Consider the following 18,897-nt stretch of genomic DNA (forward strand, 5'->3'; position numbering starts at 1 on the left):
AACTTTACCTAATAGAGAAGCCATCATCAGTATCCCTCGGCAAGTTATTGTGGCTTAACATGCTATCTAATTATTTACGGTATGATTTTCATCCAACATTTATTGAAAGACAATCTCACCACTTAATAGATCAATTTTAAACAGTCCTTGATTATAATTGTTCCCATCACCCACTACATATTGAAAATTAATATAATTACCCTTAAATCCATGTTTACGGAACTGACTAATAATCCGTATCATCTCACGTTGTGTTATCTCATTAGTTTTTTTTACTCATCATGTCGCCTATTCCTTATACTCGTTTTATATTGATACCCTTACTAATTAATATAAGCTTAACAACCACTGTCGCTTATTCATATTTCCACTTATGGGGGCTGGGGGGTTACGGGGAGATGTTTTCACTTCAGCTAGATTTTTATTTCAACCTACTAAATTTTAAGCAACTCTTCCCAGACAGTGGCCATTTAGCGTCCAAATTGTCACTAATTGCCAACTTGATTTGGCCTTGTCTGATCGTCACGTTAAGTTCTGACCATTTCCATGCAACAGCTAATAAACTAATAGCGCTGACCAATAATATCAACCCGCTACAACTAGTTTGGAAATGCACGGTCAATAATAATTGTGCTAATAACGATAATAGCGTTGGGGAAACCCTTTTAGTGAACACTTTTTTAGGCCGGATTTCAAATTGCCAAAAAGTAGAAGAGGCAACTTTCAAGCTGTGCTAAATAATCATGGACTAGCTTAAACGTGATGCTAAATCATCAATTTTCACAACGTTCACTTGTTTAGCTAAGTCGCCTTTTTCAACTAATCCTGGTCCGCTGACGACACACTGACCTTTCTTCAAAGTTGTCAATTCTTGTTCAAATTTATTCTGCTCAACTCGATCGGAGCTTAGGATTTTTGCAACTGCTTTAGTTTGACTCTCGGGAGGCAAGAAATGAACCTGCTCTGCAGCGTTATAAATTGCATCCACTTCGCCTTTAATACTACTCAAAGACTGTGTCGCAAATAATCCTGAGAACCCAAATTTCCGACCTTCTCGTAGGATCTTAACAGTTGGAGAATCCTTATCAAAGTTTAAATTCTGAACCTCGTCTAAAAAGATTGGATAAATTAACTTTTTGTCAGAATTAAGCTTGGCATAATTAATAAGATCCCATAATAGAAATTCAATCATTGCATTTTGTAATGAAGCTGGATAACCGCTTAGTTGAATAATATTAGTTTTCCCTGTCGTTCCAAAATAATTTGACCAGTCAAAATTCTCTTTGTATGTGAACGGATCTCTCATCAGTAACGCTTGCAGTCTTCCATACAACTTAGTATCAATTGATTCGCCGCTATCCAGAAGCGTCTTTTTCAACGTTGCAAACGTATAGTTAGGATCGCCCTCAAGGCCACTAGTCATGACAGTGACTAATCGACTTTTTTGCTGAATGCCTAGACTAAAGACAAAATCCAAAACCTCAGCAACTCGTTGTGCAATGCCAGATGCGTCCTCCAATTTGTGATAAGTGCCAATATCAAATCGCTGTGGCGCAAATGGGTTAATCGGTAACCCGTCAGCAAGCACAATATGCTGGTTAATTTGATTGACGTTTTCTTTAAATGTCGGGTCTAGTTGATCAGGCATGTAACTATCTGTATAATCAATAACCACTGTATCGATTTTTGCCTTTGAAAACTCTAGCAACAGTGTCTGAATGAAATATGTCTTTCCTTGACCTGATTTACCAGTAATCAGCATATGTCGATTTGCTAGCTTATCACTTCCATACTCCCAGTACACTTTACTAGTAGAACCATCAATTGTTCCAATACGAATACGACGAGTTGCCTCAATTTCTTCTTTCTCATCCAACATATCATTTTCCTCGTCCAATTTATTATATGTGTCTTCGTCCTTAGCAGAAACATGTGATTGATTTTCATTTGGTGACACCTCATTACCCTCAGGTTCGAAGACATCACCAACAGTTTGAAGCGTAGTGTGCTTGCCGGGATAACTAAGCGCTTCTGCTTCTGTCATTTCATTTGCTTCCACTTCTCCATTGTCGGAATCTGGTACTGCTTCATCATTTTCCGTATGCACTTCAGCCTGCTCGGCTTGTATACTTTTAGTTTCAATATCATTAATTAGCATTTCATTTGTTAATAACCGATGTTGATCAAAACCGAAGTGATTATTTTGAATCTCATCAATTATACATTGCGTCTCTTGACCAGCAAATGAAAAGGCATCATCTTCCGGTACTTCAACCGAAGTATAATCGTCCATAATTCGAATTTGCCGGTTCGTATAACCTGTCTTCAATGAGAAGATGAATTTGTTATGGTAGCAACTCAACATTGATTGGTTTACTTCAATGTCTCCTTGGACAATCCGCTGTTTGGCATACATCAGTCCATTAAAACTAGTCAAGTCCATCTCACCGTTGGAGTATAACTTTGCAGCATTTGCAAAGTATAGTTTCATGAAAAAGTCTAAGTAGAACTTTGCTTTAAAATTCTGTTGTTTTACTAATGTCTCATTCAAGACTGCAGCGGTATGCTGAACTTGCTCAATTGCTTTATCAATAACTGTACTGGAATTCACACCAACCTTAACTTCGGTCGGCAAGAACATCACATCATAATGAGCTCCATCTTCCTTTAATCCCATGAATAACAAGTCATCAGATATTTTACCTTTAGCTCCGAGGCTTTTTGCACTAAAGATTGCATCAGAACGACTTTCACCGACAAATGATCCAGAAACACGTAATATTTCTTCTAAGGACAATGGTACCCAGATTACATCATCCCGCTGAAGGATTCCCAACATTTCTTTTGAAACTGCCAGAATGCTCAGTTTTTCTTTGACTGTCGTTTTCTGCTGCCTATGACTGACTAAACGCAATAGCCACTCACCATTGATCATATTAAATGTCTTAATAACATTATCAATATACGAACTACTATTACGTTGCTTGATATTCTGTGGCAAATTCTCAGATAAAATTGTGCGATACTGATCGACTTGCTTTGTTAATGTGATTGACTCATAATTTACTGAATTCGTGTAGTCTGTATAATGAATGACATAAATATCTTGGCTTAACTTATTAAAATAATCCAATTTTACTTCTGGATTTAATACTGTTACCCAATTACTTTTATCAAATTGAGCTTGAAAATCACGACTATCCACTTCTTCAATACTATTCGTCAACGTCATACCATGGGTCATCGCAACATGCTTCTGCGCCGTCGCCACTAATAACTCGTTCCAGGATTCTGCAAAATGAACTACTTGAGCACTATCACCATCATTTAGCCCCTTAGTTCCAAATCCATCTTTTAAACTGTCTTGAATACTGGTGTACTCTGTACCACCAATGACACCATTTAAAGAATAGTTCATCTCTAGATTTGACCTATCGGCACCATCTAATGTTAATTCATTTGCAAATTGATAGAAAGTAATGTGAAAGCCTTCGTCTGGTTCAAAATCATAAAAGACATTGATTTTTTCTTTCATCAGCTCAAGAACTTCTTCATCGGAAACTTCTTTATTTTTCTTCAATGGTTCAGTGAAGAAGTCAGCAAATTCATCTCGGTTACTCAATTGATAAAATCCATTAAAGTCGGAATTAACGGCATCGTGGCTAGCGCGTAACATATAAACATTAACTGGATTGATTTCATTGATAGACTGCCGACGTTTAGTTACTTGTTCAATTTCCGAATACAAATAATCAACTAAACTCTTAATTAACGGCTTTTCATCAGTAACATTAACAAACTTGATATTATAAGTACTCTGAGGATTAATATCAAACAAGTAATTGAAATGCTTCTTAAAATCTTTGAGTCGTTCTGTAATAATCGCTTGCGAAACCCGACTGAACTTTGATCTATTGTTTTCTGAATAGCACAACCACCGTGGCGCATTTTCCGAAGTAAACGCACGATAGTTAAGTTGATTGCGTTTCAAAAACGGTACCAGATGGATTGGGGATAACTTCTGCTCTAAGGTTCTGGAGAGTTTTTCATCATGAACATCGCTTTCCACCTGAAGCTGATAGCTTAATTGCATCGGATTGAGGGGGGAATAACTAACTTCATGGCTACTGTTCCAATGTTCACCGATTCGGCTTATGTTGCGGACTTCTGTCGGTAACTCTACACCGTCTTCAGTATGTGTAATTTCTTGTTCGACTTCAGCCAAAATATCACGTACACTCTCAATGACCTCTTGATCCCAATTAATTAAGCTCATCAATGTCATACGTTTCTTCAAAACACCAAATAAATGCCGATACTTCTCTGTCAATTGCGCTGAAATTTCAGCACCATCTTCAATCAGTGTTTCAGTATTAATTTGTTTCTCTTCTAAATCAAAAAAAGTTTTCTGATTGTTAAAAACACTACTGATTTCACTACCAAAAATGATTCGCTGATTCTGATAATGACCATCATATGAATGTTCGCGACGATAACGTTCAATATCTAGCGCACTTTTAGGCTGAATTTTATTATCATCATTATCAAAGACATTAAAATTGAGTGGAACACTACCTAGTGTTACTGTAAAGCTTTCATTATCATCATCAAGCGATAATTGACTGAGATCGGCCTTTAATTGATCATTTGGACCGAGCATCAGATTATCAAGTTGGCTTGTTTTATCAACATTCAATTTTTTAGATTGAATCCCAGAGCCTAAAATTAGTTCGTCCATATCACTCGGTATCTCTAAGTTAGCCTTTTTCTCCCCTTTAACTTTAACTCTGTAATATGGGCGCAACCCCAATATTTTGTTGTCAGTAAAGGGTAATATCAGTATATTAAAAGTAAAGCCTAGACTACCAATATCATGGTGTCGATATCGTACTTTGACACTTTCAGGTTCATTAGTTTTCAAATCAGAAAAGTCAACCACTAACTGATTCTTATGTGTTCCAACCGTATAGTGCTTATGATTGATTTTGGACTGAGTAATCCATTTATCTTGAACTGTAGCGTCGAAGGGGAATTTAACCGTTAATTTGTTTTGGTGTTTATCATTAAACACGATAATATAACGTGTTCGTTGCCCAGCTTTGCTAGTTCCTTTTGGACGATCCCAAATTAGCATGTCTTCATTGATTCCCTGCATTATTTCTGCATCATACACTAAACTGATTTTCTTATTCTGCTTTAACCGTTCTTTTCCTGCCAAAATTTGCTTATAGTTAACAGATTGCCAATTATTGCCAGATAAATCACTGATGAGCTTCTCACCATCAACAATCTTAGTAATTCGAGAACGTACATCGCCAAAGCCATGTGCCAAGCTAATATTCACGTAATCAGCATGATTTTCCGCTAAGCGTTCTTCCTTAGATGAATATGTGGATAAATCCTGATCTTGAAAATACCCCATTTGAATGTAGTCAGAATCAGACAACTCACCTTTTTCGATGATGCCGTACACATCAGCAAAATCCATTAACGTAAGCTCTTGTTCACCATCATAAATGGTTTTCACCATAAATTTCAGAACATCTTTATCGTCTTTACTGAGTTTTTCACTCTTATCGACAGTAGCTTGCACATTACGTTTAAGCGCGCCCGTATTAAAAGGTCCTCCTTGACGCCCGATGTCCTTAGCACCGCTATTGATACTATCCAAAACTTTATTTGAGACAAACAATAGCGCCGTATTTTCCCAAACACCTTGCTGTTGTCCAATTCTATTTCTCAAATTAACTAAATAATCAGGGGTCACCTCAACTGTGGAAACAACAACTAGTTGCATATGACTATCTGTATCTATGTCAAATGCCAGCGCATTAGGACCAGACTGCTCAGCCATTAACTGAAAATTATGAATGTCATTAAATTCAGATAATACGCTCATAAATTGTCTTACTTGATCATCATTCTCAAAGTTTAAGACATATCTGTCTCCGGCCTGTATAGTGATTGTTTGACTCCAATCAATCAGCCGATTGCCTAAAAATTTATAGTATTCCCTTAACATATTGTGCATCCCCACTATCACTCAGTTTTTCCAAAACATTGACACGTTCAAACAATCTAATGACTCTTTCCCTACTTAAGCGATCAAAATAGACACCGCGTTGTTGCAACTCATTGAAAACATCTTTTAACAACATCTTATGGTTTCCAACTATTGCAGCTGTTAACATCAATACAGTCTGATTACTTAATGAAAAAACGCGCCCTAAACGACCATGCTGCCGAATATATCCTTGTTGCGCAATCTCGTCCAATGACTTAGCGTATCGTGAATCTGGAGCACCCTTTTGTTTTTCCAGGATCATTCTCAGTGTATTAATTGCAGACGGCAAACTTGTATAATTAAACTCGATATCATCTAGCTTTCCCTCTGGAACTTGTTCGCGATATGCTTCTATAAATTGCTTCAAATTATCCATTAGTTCCATACGATATTTGAACGTCTCATCTAAAATTTGTGATTTCCAATAAAAACAATCAGCTGGAATTAACGCATTCAAGTAATTTATAACATCCATATCAACTAATAAATCTTGTCCGTGCTGATAGACTAATTGATAACCTTGCTGAATTGAGAGTCGTGATTGCGACACAGGTTCATTTTCCAACGTAAAGTAGAGCGGTATGATTGTTTCTTGCTCTGTTGCGTCACTAATACGGCTGATTAATTGAATAACATACGTGAAATAATAAAATTCTAGTAGTTCATCGATGTGTTGATAAAAATAGTCTTTGTTCGTTAAGAAATGCTGAATATCTCTAGAAAAACATTTACTAAACCATTCATGATCATAAAAAGTAAAGACCATATCAGTTCCCTGAGTATGTTCATCCGAGTTCGCTAACGATTCGTATAGAATCTTTTCATACAAATTAAACGGTTGCTCGGCCTTAAATGCATTCACAAAGTCTTGGTTATCCTGTAGTTTCAACAGTTGAATCAGAAAAAGGCCTAGCCTAATTTCACCTTTGCTTTGTTGATCCGTTGATAGTGGCTGATACTGTAGTAACTTAGCACTTTGCATTTGTTGATAATTGCTCCGATCAAACAGCTCGGCCACTTTTTCAGTATCGACAGTGGTCTCCAAAGAAGTCGACGTCAGTGCGAAAGGTTTCTGAATCATTTCCACGCTTTCACCATTTAGTTGTCGGGCAATTACTCCTACAATGGCCCCAAACCCTTCAGTGAATTTTACTCGCTCCGGATTTCTTGTATAAAACGGTAGCAACCAAGTACTGATATCATGCTTATACTTCAGTGTTTTATCAAAATTCAGTGCACGGCCAAGCTCAGACACCAAGTTATTCATTAATTCATAGCCTCCATTTCGACTTCAAAGCCATCATCCGTCAGACGATAAAATTCCTTAGTTTCAATATTTCCAATCACAGTTTCCTTGACTGCTCGATTGCTCTTAATAATGTTCTCAATGAAATTAGCAACATTAACAAATTGCCGCTTATCCTTATTCTTCAATAAATACCCCTGATTCACTGTTTCAATCAGCTTGAATAAATCATAATCGACGGACAACGAGTAACTTGTGTTAACATCCGAATTTTTAAGACTCAAAACGACATTATTTCCAACTACTGTAACACCTGTAAAGTTCATATCAAATGGAATTGCAATCCCAAACTTTTTCTCTTCGTTAATAAAAGTATAAACAAAATCACTCTTTGGACTGCCGCACCACTGATAGACAAACGCCTTGATAAGCTTGTATAATTGTCGTACTGACTCAGCCCGTTGTCCATTTTCTCTGGCATCTCTTATAAGTTTCAAATAATCTAGGTAATACTGATCATTAAATGCAGCATCCTGATAATCAACCAAATATTTAATCCGGATCAACAATCCAACTTTTTCACTAAAATCGATTTTTCCACTAGGATCTCCACTTTCCTCACTAATGTAACTCCACAACCATTGGATATTCTGAAGATCATCACGATCTAAAACATCGTGCGCTAAATCACTCAGTTGCCGCTGCGAACTATAGACTTTAGTTGTCAGCCGTTCAATCTGATCATTTTGAAAATCAATTGGATCAAATTCGTTGATTTTCTTAATTAACGGGGAGTCGCCAAAACCTGCAAATAACAAGTATGGTAATGATCCTTCATAATTTATCACTTGATGCTCTTCTAATTTAGCCGGAATCAGGATATCATGAATCAATTCCAATAACGCTCGGGTGGAAATGATCACTTTAGATTCTACTTGCACCTTGATTAATAAGTATTTCAAAGCTTTCTGCGTGTTTTTGTTACTAAAGAATTCATAATTATGGTGTGTCAGATGGACAATGTGTTTTTCTTTATCTTCAAGATATGCATTATAGAATGGATTACTTTCAGACTGCACTGTAACTTTGCTGAATAGCTCATCATAAAAAGCACTGTTGACCCCAGTTTCATCAATTTGAAATACAGGATAAGAACGAAACGACAGTAATTCAAAAAAGTCGTTCTTAGTTATATGGAGACTTGACGATTGTTCTGTAATTCCCGTCTCAGCCAAAAATGACAATAGCTTAGTAAATTGTCCAGATGCTTTCATTCGGTTGATTAGGTTCACCAAAATACCCATATTAATGGCAACGACCCAATTTTCACGATTATTCTCCACATAATTATCAGAAAACGGCTGTAATAATTCCATTAGTGTGTCCATCGCTGTCTTTTGAGGGTCAAAGCTTTCAGTTGCATCGTAATGAATATTTATTTTGTTCAGACTAAAAACATCTGGGTACTGTGACTTCATATACCCAATTAAGTGGGATTTTCCGTCACCCACATTTCCAACCAAAAACGCCAGCTTTCCGCGTTGATTATTGAACTGCATCAATACATCATGAAAATCTTGCTCTAAATTGCCACGGTCCACATGTAAATATTCTTGAACGCGATTTAAATGTTTATCATCAACAATCGCCGTACTTGATTGTCCTGATAACATATTTAAGATATTTTCAAGCTTGCTTTTCTGAAAATAATTTTCATATTTTTTCATTAATTCTTGAATGAATTGGACATCTGCCGAAGTTGCCACATAATTGGGTCGGCAGAGTGGCTCCACACGCTTAGCTAATTCATCTGAATCATACCCTTTAATTTTATCTGAACTTCGAACTCGAATTCGTCCAAAGTTTTGTTCTAACGTACCATTGCTACGTGGAGCATCAAAGGTACTTAATAATATGGAATATAAAGTTTTCAAAGCTCTGCTTAATTGGTCATTCAATAGTTGTTGCTCTCGAGATGGTTCATCATGGGAACCTGATAAAAATTTGTGCTGAACTTTTTTCTCCCCTACAACTGCACGATTATCACTTTCATTTTCTGATTTTGTCGTGCTTACCGTCGTTTCGACAATAGAATTTAATTTTTGTCCACAGTTTGGACAAAAGTTGACCTTATTTGTTATTTTTACACCACAATTTGGACAAAAGTGCATTTTACTTCCCCCGCATTTAATCATTACTAAATATCAATAATTATCGTTCATTATTTACTTATACAAAGTTAATTATATCTTATTTGGAGGTAAAATAACTTACCGGATTTAAAATTGAAGTGCAACATATAAAAAACTAGACCAAAAGGCCATGAAGACCTATTCTTAAATCAACCACGAACTAAGAAAGGAATGTCTTCATGACCCAAAACCAGAATACCACGTCTAGAACTTACCAACAACTCCAACCATGCGAACGAGGCGAAATTATGGCCCTTCACAATGAAAATTGGCCCGCTAGTCAGATCGCCAAAAAGCTTCATCGCGACCGGAGTACTATCACGCGTGAACTCAAGCGTGGCGCCACCCGTCAAATCGGCGCCAACCACAAGCCTACCACCCTTACTACGCCGAGACAGCCCAAATACTTCACGTCGACCGCCGTGCCGCTTGTCATGCGGTTAGCTGGACAGATAAGGCTCCCGAGTTGTTCGATTACTTGACTAGCGAGCTCCATAAAAAGCCTCGGACACAGAGCGTCGACACCTGCGTTCACACGTACAAAATGGCTTGGCCTGATCGTCCTTGCCCGTCAACGCCGACCGTCTATCGCTACATCGATGCTGGACTGCTAGATGTGACGAATAGCGACCTGCCGATGAAGCTTCGACGCCATGTGAAATCAGGTCGCAAAACCCATCAACGTAAGAATAAACGGAGCTTTGGCAAATCCATTGAAGACCGCCCAACTGCCGCTAATGACCGGACTGAAATCGGTCACTGGGAAGGTGACTTGGTCAAGGGGAAAAGGGTTGCCAGTGAACCAGCCCTGTTGACTTTGACGGAGCGTGTTAGCCGTTATGAAATCATTCTCAAGATTTCGAATTATCACGCCGACACTTGTCGCCAAGCTGTTCAAGATGCGATTGATGATTACGGTCCAGAGCACTTTAAAACGCTAACGTTTGACAACGGTGCTGAGTTCGCCGACTTGTCCAAGGTACAAGGGACAACGGTCTATTTTGCACACCCATATTCACCTTGGGAACGAGGGACTAATGAGAATCAAAACCAGTCGATCAGGGAGTTCATCCCTAAGGGCAAGTCAATGAAGTCCCTAACACTCCCGGTAATCCAAGCTATCCAAGATGCACTCAACCAACGACCACGTAAAATCCTAGGTTATAAATCAGCGATGGATATCTTGCCAGACTTTGATTAACTAGACCAATGTTTAGGGATGGGTCAGGTATGTTGCACTTGATTTGACAATTCGGGCAACAATCACATTCTTAAAATGAAATAAGTTTTGATGGTAGATCACAAATTCAACTCGAATTTTTTGCCCAATTAATCACCCTAACCCGATAAGATGTTTAGTCTCCTATGATGTAATTATAATTATTAGAAAATTGTTCAATATAACGTATTAAAAGAGCCGATTAACTCAAAAAACAACGCCCATCATCTAGCCATTTAACTAAGATGATGGGCGTTAATACTAATACTAATCATTACTAACAGCGTGATTCTCATCCAACATATATTGAAAGACAATATCACCACTTAATAAATCAATTTTAAACAGACCTTGATTACTATTATTTTCATCACTCATCACTACAAAATATGATGCTTCTTCGTCTACTACGTGCTGAAAATTAACGTAAGTGCCCTTAAAACCTTGTTTGCGAAACTGGTTAATAATCCGCACCATCTCGCGTTGCGTTACTTCATTAGTTGCTTCACTCATTTTTTACACCTGATCCTTATGCATTATTTATCTGAATACTATTCATGTCTGATATAAAGTTCCAGCCATTGATACAATTAATAAAATGTCAACTGACCTCTCGTATGGGAGCTAAGGGGGGATTGGGGGATAGTAAATTATTTTCTGCTTTTTAATTTCTATTTTCTAGATAGTGTCCATTTAGCGTCCATTTACCACTAAATGCCAACCCTATCCCACGTTATCAGACCTCAGCGCCCAAAAAAGCACTCCCCTGAGACAGCGGAGTGCTCCAAAAAACTAGTAAATAACTATTAAATTATTTGCCTAACTTTTCCTTACCAAGAACCTTTAACTTTTCATCAAAGTCATAGACAACTGGTTCGCCAGTAGCCATTTCAAGGTCCATGATATCATCATCACTGATTTGTTCGATGTACTTGCTTAAGGCACGTAATGAGTTACCGTGGGCAGCAATAATTACATTCTTGCCATCTAATAACTTAGGTGCGATTTGGTCTTCCCAGAAAGGCATAACGCGTTCCAAGGTAACCTTCAAGTTTTCGCCACCAGGGACGATGTTAGGGTCTAAGTCAGCGTAACGACGATCGTTAACAGCTGAGCCTTCATCATCAGCGCTCAATAATGGAGGTAAAACATCATAAGAACGACGCCAGATATGAACTTGGTCGTCACCGTATTTTTCAGCGGTTTCCTTCTTGTTCAAACCTTGTAATGCACCATAATGACGTTCGTTTAAACGCCAAGTCTTGGTTTCTGGAATCCAAAGTTGGTCGGATTCTTCAAGCACATAGTGCAAAGTCTTGATGGCACGAGTCAAAACTGAAGTAAAGGCGTAATCGAATTCTAAGCCTGCTTCTTTAACTTTTTGACCAGCAGCCTTAGCTTCTTCAACACCCTTTTCGCTTAAATCAACGTCAACCCAACCAGTAAATTGGTTAGATAAGTTCCATTCACTTTGACCGTGACGAATCAATACTAATTTTGCCATAGCAGTTAATGACCTCTTTCTTAAGTTATTTACTCACCCTATTTTACACTGAAAAAGCGAAAAATCAAAACAATATCAGCGCTTATTTTCAGAATCCGGGTGGAAAGTAATCGTTTTTTTCAGATTAATGTTAGGCCGTGGCCGGTGAACCGGTTTCACGCCGATAATGTCTAAAATAAAGTTAAAAATCGGCACACCGACGATCAATCCCCAGACACCAAACAGACGCTCACTGACAAGTAACACCACAAACGTATAAAAAATGGGCAGTTCCGTACGACTCGACATAAACTTGGGATTCAGGACGTAAGCTTCTAGGGCGTGCACAACCAAAATCATTAAGAGCATATAGACCACATAGCGCAAGCCACCGACCGAATAAGCAATCAGACTTAGCGGTACGACTGAAATAATCACCCCAGCAACCGGAATCAGACTTAAAATAAAAATCATTAATCCCAAGCTAATCAGTTGAGGCATCTTCAAGATTGCCATAAAAGCCACCGTGATCACCGTATTGACAATCGCAATCAAGAACTGTGCTTCCAAAACAACGCCAAAACTATTCACAAACTTTTTGGCAAAGAACTGAACGTCTTGAAAGAACCACCCAAAGGTACTCGTCAAAAAGCGCTTGGTAAAGACGCGCATTTGATGATCCTCAATGGTAAAGAAGAAGCTTAACACAAACGATAGGAAGAACGTTAACCCCATATTACCGATGTTCGTAATGTATTGAAAGACAACCGAAATGCCACCCTTTAATTGTTTGAGTAAGTCCGATTCTTGGAAATACGACGTGACCCACGTTAACAACTGGTTAGTGTCATGTGACGGATTCTGATAAAAACGATAGACTGATTCAAACGTCAAAAAAGTTTGTTTAATCAGTTGTGGCAAATAAATCGATACGGCAAAGTAAATCCCTAAAATAACTAATGCATAGACGGCAATGACAATGATAGTCGGTGGAATCTTCACCCACCGGCGCACACTACGCACCAATCGTGTCACCAAAAACGTAAAAATAAACGTTAATAAAATAATACTCATCATACTCGAAGCCAAATACAACGTTAAAATGATTAACGCTAACACACAGGCGCGCCGCCAGCGTACATTGTGTATTAACTGTGACCAAAATTCCACAAAATCCACCCCTCTACTATCCCTTCCTTCTATTCTAACGGAAAGCCAGAGTAATAAAAATAAAAAGGGCCGCCGTAATCCAACAAAAAAACACGCGAAATTTATCACTAATCACCTGATAAACTTCACGCGTTCGTTTAGGTTTACACTTAATCGGTTATGAGAATTGCATCTTCAAGCTTTCTAACCCGAGTGCTTGATGAATAATGACCGAAGCCCCACCTAACAAGGCCGCTGATTGCACGTTCTTAGTTGCAATAATTGGTACTTGCCGACTTGGTGACGTTAACTTGCCCGTATTCTCCCGAATATTGGTTAGTAATTGTGGCAAAATCTCCAAAACGGTCGTATTCAAAACAACCACATCGGGTGCAAATGCCGTTGAGACATTGGCAATCACCTTAGATAGGTAGTAGACAAAATCATCAAAGACCTTTGTAACTTCTGGATTGTGGTTAATATAGTCGTGCTTGACGGTTGTTAAATCTAACCGATCAACTTGCTTGATAGCTTTCAACCGTGCCCACAGTGCTGTTTCAGAAGCGTAATCGTTAACTGAGGCTAAGTGGTCTTCAACGTGCCGGTCTTCTAACAAAGCAGTCCCCACTTCGCCTGCTTCACCTTCATGACCGGAGTAAAGCCGTGAGTCAGCTACGATACCAGCATGAATCTGATCTCGAACAACCACCGAAACGACGTTGTCGAAGATTTCATTATCATGGAAGTCACGCTCAAAAACGGCCGTTAAGTTAGCTTTCTTTTCAAGGACGACCGGAATCCGCAGTTTATCACGTAAATACTTCGCTAAGTCAAAGTGAGTTAACCCCTTAATTGGCGTCTTGAGGATCTTATTCTCATAAATAATCCCGTCCAGCGCAATGGCAACCCCCATCAGTCCATGAATCGTGCCATAATCATCAACATTACGTAATTGGTCTTCAATCAAATCAATCACATCCGTCAATGTCATATCACTCGTCTTAAAGCTTTGAAAATGTAAGATTTTACCATTTAACCGTGAATACATCAGCTTAACTGCATCGGCTGACATATCGATACTAGCTACAAAGCCATAATTCACGTTTAACTCTGCCATAACCGGTTTGCGGCCGCCATTTTTCGTGCTGACCCCACACCCAATTTCCTTGATGAATTGAGTTCGCAACAACTGGTTATAAATATCAGAAACGGTGACTTTGTTCAAACTCAAATTCCGTGAAATTTGACTCCGACTAATTGGTCCTTCATTAATAACCTGCTGCAGAACTTGCTTCTCATTCGTACTGCGCATTACATGTTTATTAATAATCATACTGAATTTCGATGCTCACCATTGATGACCAAACTACTTTACCAAATTACATCAACTTGGTCTGCCATTAATTCACTCATCAACGGGCACCTTAACCCCCTAATCTGTTAATATTCTATAGCATCAAACAAAAATAGTACACAAAATAGTCATTTTTATACTCATTTTGACATATCAGCGTTAAAAAAAGGTCAATACCAATATAAAATGACCGCCCCCGTGGATCCAAAATGTTAGGAACGGAAGCTCTCCGTCCTTACTCCTACATTCTATAACAGTTTTTATAAAAAAATCACCGATTGACACCTAAAAGTAGGTGTTTTATCGATGATTGTTAGGTGGGCTTCCATACCACTATTAATTTGCTTATATTACTGTAATGACTTGGCAGCTTGAGCCAGTGACATATGCTGTAAGCTTGCTTGTTGCAAAATGGCTTCAATTTGAGCATCAGTATACTGGTTAGCATTGAAGCCGGCTTGAGCTAATTCGGCACGGGTAGCCTGAATCTGATCAGAACTATAATTCATCGTTTGGGCCGCCTGAGCCAGTGAGAGATGTTGATCAGTCGCACGCTGAAGAATCGCACGAATTTGCGCATCACTATAACTACTGCCATCTAACCCCTGGGCTGTTAATTCTGCACGCGTCGTTTGTACCTGACTATCACTATAACTACTGCTAGCCGCACTGGATGAAGCCGATGAATGATTGGCTGAAGCCGGTGCCGATGATGAAGATGTCGTCGCTTGATTAGTTGCCGGCGTCCGCTGTGTCTGTCGATTGCTACCAGTCATCCCCGTAACAGCTTGTGACGCACTCGGGATGACCGGCGTTGAACCTGTCAGCGTCTTGAGTGACGCCTTGTTTTGTTTCTGTAAATTGAGTACATTTTTCCGAATATCCTGATAGTAACGTTGCTTAAATTGCTTATCCTGCAATAACTTAGCAATCACTACGTTAGAATCTGTAAATTCATTGGCTTTATTCAACTCTGCGGCCTTTTGATATTCCTGCTGATAAACCTTTCGCTTGCGTTGCACTTTTTGAATCAACGTGAGCTGAGCTTGAGCCTGACTAATTAAGGTCGTGGCACCACGTTTCGTATTCTTGACCGTTGTAAAGTTCCGCTTAGCCGCATCAAACTTACGCGCATTCAAGGCTTGTTGCCCATCAACGTAAGTCTGCGTCTGAGTTAGATAACGCTGCGCTTCAGCACTGCTAGCCTTGGTCCGCGTCGCGTGTGTAAAACTCGTTTCCGCTAACGTATAATTGCGCGCTTGCAACGCCTGTTCACCAGTTCGCATTTCAGCCGTGTATGAGTCTTCCTGTAGACGATACCGCGTGTATGAGTAACTACCAACCCCCACAGCGATAATTACCGCAAACACGATCCACATCCATCTTTTCATCACGACACCCCCATCAACTGATTTTGTAATTAGTTTATTATAACATGTTTATGAATCAGGTCGTGATTCGTTGTGCTTACAAAACTGTTTTCATAAGCGTATAATAATTAGTGTATTTTACGAAGAAAGGATCCTTATTGCAATGCTAGAAAAAACCTTTTACCACACCCTTTTAAGCCACTCATTCAATATGCCCGTCACAGTCAACTACTGGGATGGAAGTAGTGAAACTTATGGTGAAGGCACACCAGAAGTCACGGTGACTTTTAAAGAAGCCATTCCCATGCGTGAAATCACTAGGAATGCTTCGATTGCCCTTGGTGAAGCCTACATGGATGGCAAAATTGAAATTGATGGCAGCATTCAAAAGTTAATCGAATCCGCCTATGAATCGGCAGAAAGCTTTTTCAACAATTCCAAGTTCAAGAAGTTTATGCCTAAACAATCGCATTCTGAAAAGAAGAGTCAACAAGACATCCAAAGTCATTACGATGTTGGTAACGACTTCTACAAGATGTGGCTTGATCCAACGATGACCTATTCTTGTGCTTACTTCAAACACGACACTGATACGTTAGAAGAAGCTCAGATTCATAAGGTTCACCACATTATTCAAAAGCTCAATCCACAACCTGGCAAGACTTTGTTAGATATTGGTTGTGGTTGGGGAACATTAATGTTGACCGCCGCTAAGGAATACGGCTTAAAGGTCGTCGGGGTCACCTTATCGCAAGAACAATATAACTTAGTTGCTAAACGCATCCAAGATGAAGGCCTCAGCGACGTTGCTGAAGTCCGGCTACAAGATTACCGTGAACTTGGCGACGAAACATTCGACTACATTACCAGTGTTGGGATGTTCGAACACGTTGGTAAGGACAACTTAGCAATGTACTTTGAACGCGTTAACCACTATCTTAAAGCCGACGGGGTTGCCTTATTACACGGAATCACCCGGCAACAAGGTGGCGCTACTAACGGTTGGTTAGACAAGTACATTTTCCCAGGTGGTTACGTTCCCGGGATGACTGAAAACTTGCAACACATCGTTGATGCTGGCTTACAAGTCGCTGATGTTGAAACCCTCCGTCGTCATTACCAACGGACGACTGAAATCTGGGATGAAAACTTCAATGCCAAGCGCGCTGCCATCGAAGAAAAGATGGGCGTGCGCTTCACTCGCATGTGGGATCTCTACCTACAAGCCTGTGCCGCTTCCTTCCAGTCTGGTAACATTGACGTCATGCAGTACCTCGTAACTAAGGGTGCTTCATCACGGACCTTACCAATGACCCGGAAATACATGTATGCCGATAATCGGATTAATAAAGCTTAACTAACAATAACGAAAACCAACTACTTCAAAGTACGAAGTAGTTGGTTTTTTGTTATTCAGTGACTTAAATTCAACTTTCAGTGGCCGTCGTCCGTACCCAGCTCAAAATCTGCCGGTAAATAAGTAGCGTGCCTAAGAAGAAGGCTGCAGCTAGTCCCGCCGATCGGGGCAGTTTATCAAACATATTCGCTGGTAGCACAAGTGCTAGCAATGGAAAAGCATAGGCCGCCGGTAATTTCAGGTTAAGCATTCGCAGCCAGAGGTACACCAATGGCAGTGCAATAACTGTCGTTAACAGCCATGATGCAAACAATAAGTGGATGCCAACACCAACACTGGCAGCAGCTGACAATGCTAACCATTGTTTAATCGCCATAGTAGCCGAATATTCAGGCTGCTGAGCAGATTCAAAAAAGACAACAATTACGGGTGGAATCGCCGCCATCTGGGGTTGTCCTGCTAACCAAACGAGCCCCACCCAAACGAATACTAAGCTGATAAAACCAAGCATCTGCCAATAATTAACCGCAGTTACCGTCACTTGTCGTAGCTGTTTCGGACGTTGCATCCAAGCCCCCGTCATCAAGCAAAGCGTCCAAAAGAGAATGGCCACGATGAATGACCAGTGCGTCGCGTTAATAATAATTGGCAATAATCCGGTTGCAAAAGCCGGCGCTAAATTTGATTTTAACCCTTTCAATAATAGCAACATCAATAATAGGCCCACCATCACCTTTAACGTGTATGTCCACGACAACTGGTTGACTAAGAAACCAATAATTGCAGTTCCTGATGGCACTAAAAATAGTTTCAATGGTTGCTGGACCCATTCATTTTTGCGATAAACCCACGTTCCGGCGGTCAGCGCCCCAATTTCAGGTAAAATAATCTCCGCATCGTGGCGTAACGTCGCCGTTGCTACCATTAGGAGAATAAAGCTCCACCCAACTAAGTGTCGCCAACCATCGCTTAGTTTCAAATTCATTTCGGCAAAATATTCCTTTCGTACATTAAATTAAATATAATTATATTATCAATCGTCAACGGTTAGCATTGTAACATAAATCCAACGACACCCTCAAATAATCATGAAAATATATCACTGACTTTCATAGTCGCTTTCACCATCTTCCCTTACGCCAAACCACAAATGTAATGAGAATGGAACAAAGGATGGTCTATTTGCAAGCATTAACAGAAATTCGGCGATTATTACGGCACTTGGAATAATTGCTGGAGTTTGATTAGGCGGAGCAAGCAACCTTTTGGCGTAACGTTTCGATAATAAAGACAGAAAAATCGTGCCCAGCTTCTTGAAGTCTTCGCTTAAGAAACTGAACACAATTAGTTTTGTCCCGGACTCGCCACATTTCATAATTTAATGCTTATCTTCTATCTCACAGCCACCAAAATCGTGACTATCAAATTATGCATTTTGCATAAGCCTTTTGCGTACTTAACCG

The 18,897-nt window shown here is 39.5% G+C and carries 10 protein-coding genes and 1 pseudogene; 2 read left to right on the top strand and 9 right to left on the bottom strand.

What is annotated here, in order from left to right; genetic code table 11:
- Positions 1-748 precede the first annotated feature (748 nt).
- From LP667_RS13735 to dptF, 3 genes are read right to left on the bottom strand one after another with little or no spacing between them, the layout of a single operon-like run.
- Positions 749-6,022 carry a helicase HerA domain-containing protein gene (locus LP667_RS13735; protein WP_056988574.1) on the bottom strand — a complete coding sequence of 1,758 codons (5,274 nt, stop codon included), beginning with the start codon at positions 6,020-6,022 and terminating at the stop codon, positions 749-751.
- On the bottom strand, positions 6,003-7,331 hold the full coding sequence (gene dptG / locus LP667_RS13740) for a DNA phosphorothioation-dependent restriction protein DptG (protein ID WP_027821700.1): 1,329 nt from the start codon (positions 7,329-7,331) through the stop codon (positions 6,003-6,005). Before dptG ends, LP667_RS13735 begins: the two co-directional genes overlap by 20 nt.
- Positions 7,331-9,481 carry a DNA phosphorothioation-dependent restriction protein DptF gene (gene dptF, locus LP667_RS16900; protein WP_056988575.1) on the bottom strand — a complete coding sequence of 717 codons (2,151 nt, stop codon included), beginning with the start codon at positions 9,479-9,481 and terminating at the stop codon, positions 7,331-7,333. The genes dptG and dptF overlap by 1 nt, the downstream gene beginning before the upstream one ends.
- 200 nt (positions 9,482-9,681) lie before the next feature.
- Here dptF and LP667_RS13750 point away from each other — a divergent pair.
- Positions 9,682-10,703: pseudogene (locus LP667_RS13750) on the top strand (IS30 family transposase).
- A 285-nt stretch (positions 10,704-10,988) separates the two neighbouring features.
- Here the strand turns inward: LP667_RS13750 and LP667_RS13755 are convergent.
- From LP667_RS13755 to LP667_RS13775, 5 genes are all read right to left on the bottom strand, one after another.
- Positions 10,989-11,234, bottom strand: a complete 246-nt coding sequence (locus LP667_RS13755) for a hypothetical protein (RefSeq protein WP_056988576.1) — start codon at positions 11,232-11,234, stop codon at positions 10,989-10,991.
- A gap of 298 nt (positions 11,235-11,532) precedes the next feature.
- Positions 11,533-12,225: a 2,3-diphosphoglycerate-dependent phosphoglycerate mutase gene (locus LP667_RS13760; protein ID WP_003642405.1), complete on the bottom strand. Its 693-nt coding sequence runs from the start codon at positions 12,223-12,225 to the stop codon at positions 11,533-11,535.
- A gap of 75 nt (positions 12,226-12,300) precedes the next feature.
- A complete protein-coding gene (locus tag LP667_RS13765; protein WP_021731128.1) occupies positions 12,301-13,374 on the bottom strand; it encodes an AI-2E family transporter in 1,074 nt (357 codons plus the stop codon).
- 157 nt (positions 13,375-13,531) lie between these two features.
- Positions 13,532-14,686: an ROK family protein gene (locus tag LP667_RS13770; RefSeq protein ID WP_033609389.1), complete on the bottom strand. Its 1,155-nt coding sequence runs from the start codon at positions 14,684-14,686 to the stop codon at positions 13,532-13,534.
- Positions 14,687-15,057: 371 nt separating this feature from the next.
- Positions 15,058-16,098 (bottom strand): hypothetical protein, encoded by a 1,041-nt coding sequence (locus tag LP667_RS13775; protein ID WP_021731126.1) that lies wholly within the window; start codon positions 16,096-16,098, stop codon positions 15,058-15,060.
- A gap of 142 nt (positions 16,099-16,240) precedes the next feature.
- Here LP667_RS13775 and LP667_RS13780 point away from each other — a divergent pair, with 142 nt between their 5' ends.
- Entirely contained in the window at positions 16,241-17,434 is a 1,194-nt protein-coding gene (locus LP667_RS13780) for an SAM-dependent methyltransferase (RefSeq protein ID WP_021731125.1), read from the top strand.
- 70 nt (positions 17,435-17,504) lie between these two features.
- Here the strand turns inward: LP667_RS13780 and LP667_RS13785 are convergent, their stop codons facing one another.
- Entirely contained in the window at positions 17,505-18,419 is a 915-nt protein-coding gene (locus tag LP667_RS13785) for a hypothetical protein (RefSeq protein WP_021731124.1), read from the bottom strand.
- Between the last annotated feature and the right edge of the window lie 478 nt (positions 18,420-18,897).

Source organism: Lactiplantibacillus paraplantarum (assembly GCF_003641145.1).
Lineage (GTDB): Bacteria > Bacillota > Bacilli > Lactobacillales > Lactobacillaceae > Lactiplantibacillus > Lactiplantibacillus paraplantarum.

What these genes read in the sequence shown, in the direction of transcription:
- LP667_RS13735 (WP_056988574.1), bottom strand. Translation starts at nt 6,022, where the DNA reads ATGTTAAGGGAATACTATAAATTTTTAGGCAATCGGCTGATTGATTGG.
- dptG (WP_027821700.1), bottom strand. Translation starts at nt 7,331, where the DNA reads ATGAATAACTTGGTGTCTGAGCTTGGCCGTGCACTGAATTTTGATAAA.
- dptF (WP_056988575.1), bottom strand. Translation starts at nt 9,481, where the DNA reads ATGCACTTTTGTCCAAATTGTGGTGTAAAAATAACAAATAAGGTCAAC.
- LP667_RS13755 (WP_056988576.1), bottom strand. Translation starts at nt 11,234, where the DNA reads ATGAGTGAAGCAACTAATGAAGTAACGCAACGCGAGATGGTGCGGATT.
- LP667_RS13760 (WP_003642405.1), bottom strand. Translation starts at nt 12,225, where the DNA reads ATGGCAAAATTAGTATTGATTCGTCACGGTCAAAGTGAATGGAACTTA.
- LP667_RS13770 (WP_033609389.1), bottom strand. Translation starts at nt 14,686, where the DNA reads ATGATTATTAATAAACATGTAATGCGCAGTACGAATGAGAAGCAAGTT.
- LP667_RS13775 (WP_021731126.1), bottom strand. Translation starts at nt 16,098, where the DNA reads ATGAAAAGATGGATGTGGATCGTGTTTGCGGTAATTATCGCTGTGGGG.
- LP667_RS13780 (WP_021731125.1), top strand. Translation starts at nt 16,241, where the DNA reads ATGCTAGAAAAAACCTTTTACCACACCCTTTTAAGCCACTCATTCAAT.
- LP667_RS13785 (WP_021731124.1), bottom strand. Translation starts at nt 18,419, where the DNA reads ATGAATTTGAAACTAAGCGATGGTTGGCGACACTTAGTTGGGTGGAGC.